This is a genomic window from Jiangella rhizosphaerae, assembly GCF_003579925.1.
Classification (GTDB): Bacteria; Actinomycetota; Actinomycetes; order Jiangellales; family Jiangellaceae; genus Jiangella; species Jiangella rhizosphaerae.
Genome location: NZ_QUAL01000331.1, coordinates 1 through 5,256 on the forward strand (window position 1 = coordinate 1; position 5,256 = coordinate 5,256).

Genomic DNA, 5,256 nt, shown 5'->3' on the forward strand with positions numbered 1-5,256 from the left:
CGTCGGCGCCGCCGGCGATGACCGCGGGCGGCAGCTTGGCCAGCAGGCGGCGGTGCCGGCGGACGGCGCGCGTGCTGTTGCGGGCGACGCGGCCGGCCAGGCCGAGCAGCCACGGCACGAATCCGGCGAGCGCCGCGGCGTCCTCGCGCTTGCGCCAGGCCTCGAGGAAGACGACGGACGTGAGGTCCTCGGCGGTCTTCCAGCTGCCGGTGAGGCGGAAGCAGTAGTTGTAGACCACCGTCGAGTGCCGGGTGAACAGCTCCCCGAACGCCGCCGGGTCGCCTCGGCGCGCCCGCGACCAGAGACGCTGGTCGTCGGGGGGAGCGGCCGGCAGGGAGCTCATCGTCGTCGGGTCACCTGGCTGGTTCTCGTGCGGTCAGGGATGTCGGTGCGCTCGGCTAGCGTTGCCGTCATGAGCCGGACACCGCCCGTCGCCACGTGGCAGGCCCTCTGCCTCGATGCGAGCGACCAGCCCCGACTCGCCGAGTTCTGGGCGGCGGCACTCGATCACCGACCAGACGCAGACGATCCTACGCACCTGCGAGGTGTTGCAGAAGGCGCGCACATCTGGGTCGACGCCGTGCGCGAGGCCAAGACGGCGAAGAACCGCGTGCACCTCGACGTCGAGGTGGGCCACCTCGACGGCCTGCTCGGCCTCGGCGCCACCGTGCTGCGCGAGCCCGACGACGAGATCTCCTGGTTCGTCATGGCCGACCCCGAGGGCGGCGAGTTCTGCGCGTTCCTCCGGCCGCGGCGCCCGTCCCTGCCCGGCCGGCTCTACGAGGTGGTGGTCGACTGCGCCGACGCCCACGCGCAGGCCGCGTGGTGGGGCGAGCTGTTCGGCCTGGTCCCCGAGCGCGAGCCCAAAGAGCACTTCGCCGCGCTCGAGAGCGACGGCCGGCTGCCGTTCGACTACCTGTGCTTCGTCCCGGTCCCCGAGGCCAAGACGGTGAAGAACCGCGTCCACTGGGACGTCCGGGTCGCCGACGCCGGCCTGCTCACCGAGCGCGGCGCCACCGTGCTGCGGGCGCCCGGCGACGACATCGGCTGGCACGTCATGGCCGACCCCGAGGGCAACGAGTTCTGCGCCTTCACCCCGCCCGATTAGGCTGGGGCGACTGTGGGCACCGTTCTCGACCTCGACCTTCCCGCGCCGGCGCTGACGGCGCAGCTGTGCGACCTCGCGTCCCCCAGCGGCGAGGAGGGCCCGCTGGCCGACGCCGTCGAGGCCGCGCTGCGCGCCGTCGGGCACCTCACCGTCGACCGCGACGGCGACACCGTCGTCGCCCGCACGGCGCTGGGCCGGCCGTCGCGGGTGGTGCTGGCCGGGCACCTCGACACCGTGCCCGTGGCCGGCAACCTGCCCACCCGGCTCGTCGACGGCGTGCTCTGGGGCCGCGGCACGGTCGACATGAAGGGCGGCGTGGCGGTCGGCCTGCGGCTGGCCGCGCACGTTCCGGCGCCGACCAGCGACGTCACCTTCGTCTTCTACGACAACGAGGAGGTCGAGGCCGACCGCAACGGCCTCGGCCGGGTCGCCCGGCAGCAGCCCGGCTGGCTGGCCGCCGACTTCGCGGTGCTCATGGAGCCGTCGTCGGCGGCCGTCGAAGGCGGCTGCAACGGCACCCTCCGGGTCGCCGTCGACCTCACCGGCACCGCCGCCCACAGCGCCCGCTGGTGGATGGGCCGCAACGCCATTCACGCGGCCGGCCCCGTGCTGCAGCGGCTGGCCGAGTACCAGCCCGCCACGCTCACCGTCGACGGCCTCGACTACCGCGAAGGACTCAACGCGGTCGGCATCAGCGGCGGCATCGCCGGCAACGTCATCCCCGACCGCTGCGAGGTCACCGTCAACTACCGCTTCGCGCCCGACAAGTCCGAGGCGCAGGCGCTCGACCACGTGCGGCAGGTGTTCGACGGCTACGACGTACGGCTGCTCGACACCGCCCCCGGCGCCCGGCCGGGCCTGGACCGCCCGGTCGCGGCCGCCTTCGTCGCGGCCGTCGGCGGGCAGCCGCGGGCCAAGGTGGGCTGGACCGACGTCGCCCGGTTCGACGCACTCGGCGTCCCGGCGGTCAACTACGGCCCCGGCGACCCGCAGCTCGCGCACGCCGACGACGAACGCGTCGACGTCGCCGAGATCGAGACCTGCGAGACGCGATTGCGGGCCTGGCTCGCGACCTGACCACTAGCCTGGCCAGGTGACCCGACACGAGGAGTTCGACCGGCCGGTGGAGAAGCACGCCGGGCCGGTGATCAAGCGAGGGAAACAGTACGACGTGACGACGACCGACCAGCGCCTGCTCGACACCGCCGGCCCCACCGACTGGGTGCACACCGACCCGTGGCGGGTGCTGCGCATCCAGTCCGAGTTCATCGAGGGCTTCGGCGCGCTGGCCGAGCTCGGCCCGGCCATCAGCGTGTTCGGCTCGGCCCGCACGCTGCCCGACGACCGGTACTACCAGCTCGCCGTCGAGCTCGGCGAGCGGCTGACCGCCGCCGGGTACGCCGTCATCACCGGCGGTGGCCCGGGCATCATGGAGGCGGCCAACAAGGGTGCCCACGACGCCGGCGGCACCTCCGTCGGGCTGGGCATCGAGCTGCCGTTCGAGCAGGGCATCAACGCCTACGTCGACCTCGCGGTCAACTTCCGCTACTTCTTCGCCCGCAAGACGATGTTCGTCAAGTACGCCCAGGGCTTCGTCGTGTTCCCCGGCGGTTACGGCACCCTCGACGAGCTGTTCGAGGCGATGACGCTCGTCCAGACGCAGAAAGTGACCGCATTTCCCATCATCCTGGTCGGTGAGTCGTACTGGAAAGGGCTCGTCGACTGGCTTCGTGACACGCTGGTCGTCGAGAAGAAGATCTCGGCTGTCGACATCGACCTTCTCACCGTCACCGACGACCTCGACGAAGTGATGTCGGTGCTGGCCAGGGCCGAGGAAGCGCGCCGCGCGGCGGGCCGGGAATAGCGCCGGAATTCCCGCATTCCGGGCACTGAGTCGCCGCGTCGCTGCTTGCGCCGTACACCCTCCAAGAGGTAGACCAAGGCAACGATTGGAGGCGGCTCATGGCAGACGCACCCGTGCAGACCGGCGAGGTTCCCCGTCCGCCCGCGCAACAGCCCAGCCTGAAGCGGGTCATGGGGCCCAGCCTGCTGTTGCTGTTCGTCGTCGGCGACATCCTCGGCACCGGGGTCTACGCGCTCACCGGCCGGGTGGCCGCCGAGGTGGGCGGCGCGGCCTGGCTGCCGTTTCTCATCGCGTTCGTCGTCGCGATCCTCACCGCGTTCAGCTATCTCGAGCTGGTGACGAAGTACCCGCAGGCCGCGGGCGCCGCGTTGTACACGCACAAGGCGTTCGGCGTGCACTTCTTCACGTTCATCGTCGCCTTCACGGTCATGTGCTCGGGCATCACGTCGGCGTCGACGGCGTCGCGGACGTTCGCGGCCAACCTGGGCGAGGCGTTCGACCTCGACCTGCGCACCGCCGGCGTCACCATCGTCGCGCTGCTCTTCATGGGGCTGGTCGCCCTCGTGAACTTCCGCGGCGTCGGCGAGAGCGTCAAGGCCAACGTCGTGCTCACCTGCGTCGAGCTGAGCGGTCTGCTGATCATCATCATGATCGGCCTGTGGGCCATCGGCGGCGGCGAGGCCGACATGTCGCGCGTCACCGAGTTCGACACCCACGGCCAGGGCGTCTTCGGCGCGGTCACCGCGGCGACGGCGCTGGCGTTCTTCGCGATGGTCGGGTTCGAGGACTCCGTCAACATGGCCGAGGAGTGCAAAGAGCCGTCGCGCATCTTCCCCAAGGTCATGCTGTCCGGCCTGGTCATCACCGGCGTCATCTACGTGCTGGTCGCGATCTCCTCCGTCGCGCTGGTGCCGGTCGACCAGCTCGGCGAGGGCGACACCCCGCTGCTCCAGGTGGTCGAGGCCGGCGCGCCCGGCTTCCCGCTGAAGATCTTCGCGTTCATCACGATGTTCGCGGTCGCCAACTCCGCGCTGATCAACATGCTGATGGCCAGCCGGCTCGTCTACGGCATGAGCCGCGAGCGGGTGCTGCCCGGGCCGCTGGGCCGCGTGCACCACGCCCGGCGCACGCCCTGGGTGGCGATCATCTTCACGACGCTGCTCGCGGTCGGCCTCATCACGTTCGTCGCCGAGGTTCCGGCGCTCGGTGGCACGACGTCGCTGCTGCTGCTCGCGGTCTTCACCGTCGTCAACATCGCGGTGCTGGTGCTGCGCCGCAACCCGGTCGAGCACCAGCACTTCCGGTCGCCGACGATCATCCCGATCATCGGCGCCATCGCCTGCGCGTACCTGGCCACGCCGTTCACCGGCCGGCCCAGCGAGGAGTACCGCATCGCCGGCATCCTGCTGGCCGTCGGCGTCGTGCTGTGGGTGGTCACCGTGCTGGTCAACCGGCGGCTGCACCGGCCGCAGGGCGACATGGACGACCCCGAGAACCTGGGCGTGGGCGGCCCGATCAACTGACGCGGGTCTGGTCGTCGAGCAGTCCCTCGCGATGCGCCAGGGCGGCCGCCTCGCCGCGGCCCGACACCCCCAGCTTGGCCAGGATGTTCGACACGTGCACGCTGGCGGTCTTGGTGCTGATGAACAGCTCCTCGCCGATCTGCCGGTTGCTCCGCCCCGCGGCGACCAGCCGGAGCACCTCGCGCTCGCGGTCGGTCAGCGCGGGGAACGCCCCGGCGGCGCCGTGGCCGGATCCCGACGGCGACGGCGGCAGGCCGAGCCGGGCGCGGCGCACGAGGTCGTCGATCCAGCGCCGGATCAGCCCGGCACCGAGGGCGTCCGCGTCGGCGGCCGCCCGCCGCAGCGGTTCCTCGGCGCCTGCGCGGTCGCCCAGCAGCACGTACGCCTCGCCCAGCCGGTACGCGGCGAACGGCCGTAGGTGCGCCGGCCCCTCGGCGGCGTCGACGGCGTCCAAGGCCGCGCGCCAGGCGTCCGGCGCCGGCCCGTCCAGGCCGGCGAGGTGCGCACGGATCACCGGCGTCCATACCGGTGCCGGTCCCCAGTCGCCGATCGGCTGCAGCCGTTCGCGCAGCCACGCCGCTTCGGCCTCGATCTCCGCCGGCGGCGCGCCGGCGCCGGCACGCGCCTCCAGTGCCCAGCCGGCCGCCGCCAGCAGCGGCAGCTCGTAGCCGAACTGCCGGCCGGGTGACGCGTCGATCGCCGCCCGAATGAGCTGCCAGGCGAGGTCCGGCTCGCCGCGGCCGAGCGCCGCCTCGGCGGCC

6 protein-coding genes are annotated in these 5,256 nt (G+C 72.4%); 4 read left to right on the top strand and 2 right to left on the bottom strand.

Going from position 1 to position 5,256, the window contains the following annotated elements; all coding sequences use genetic code 11:
- Positions 1-343 (bottom strand): RNA polymerase sigma factor (locus DY240_RS24235; protein ID WP_267901696.1); only part of this gene is annotated, 343 nt, incomplete at its 3' end.
- Between the two features lie 69 nt (positions 344-412).
- On the opposite strand from DY240_RS24235, the gene DY240_RS24240 reads away from it, so the two are divergent.
- From DY240_RS24240 to DY240_RS24255, 4 genes are all read left to right on the top strand, one after another.
- Positions 413-1,108: a VOC family protein gene (locus DY240_RS24240; protein WP_147375497.1), complete on the top strand. Its 696-nt coding sequence runs from the start codon at positions 413-415 to the stop codon at positions 1,106-1,108.
- Between the two features lie 12 nt (positions 1,109-1,120).
- Positions 1,121-2,185 carry a succinyl-diaminopimelate desuccinylase gene (gene dapE, locus DY240_RS24245; RefSeq protein WP_119662289.1) on the top strand — a complete coding sequence of 355 codons (1,065 nt, stop codon included), beginning with the start codon at positions 1,121-1,123 and terminating at the stop codon, positions 2,183-2,185.
- A 16-nt stretch (positions 2,186-2,201) separates the two neighbouring features.
- On the top strand, positions 2,202-2,972 hold the full coding sequence (locus DY240_RS24250; protein WP_119662290.1) for an LOG family protein: 771 nt from the start codon (positions 2,202-2,204) through the stop codon (positions 2,970-2,972).
- 98 nt (positions 2,973-3,070) lie between these two features.
- Complete coding sequence (locus DY240_RS24255) at positions 3,071-4,495, top strand: APC family permease (protein ID WP_199702306.1); 1,425 nt, start codon at positions 3,071-3,073, stop codon at positions 4,493-4,495.
- Here the strand turns inward: DY240_RS24255 and DY240_RS24260 are convergent.
- Positions 4,488-5,256: helix-turn-helix transcriptional regulator (locus DY240_RS24260; protein ID WP_407659382.1), on the bottom strand; the 769-nt coding region annotated here is incomplete at its 5' end. The genes DY240_RS24255 and DY240_RS24260 overlap by 8 nt on opposite strands.

Coding starts and splice junctions, on each gene's coding strand:
- DY240_RS24240 (WP_147375497.1), top strand. CDS start 413: ATGAGCCGGACACCGCCCGTCGCCACGTGGCAGGCCCTCTGCCTCGAT.
- DY240_RS24255 (WP_199702306.1), top strand. CDS start 3,071: ATGGCAGACGCACCCGTGCAGACCGGCGAGGTTCCCCGTCCGCCCGCG.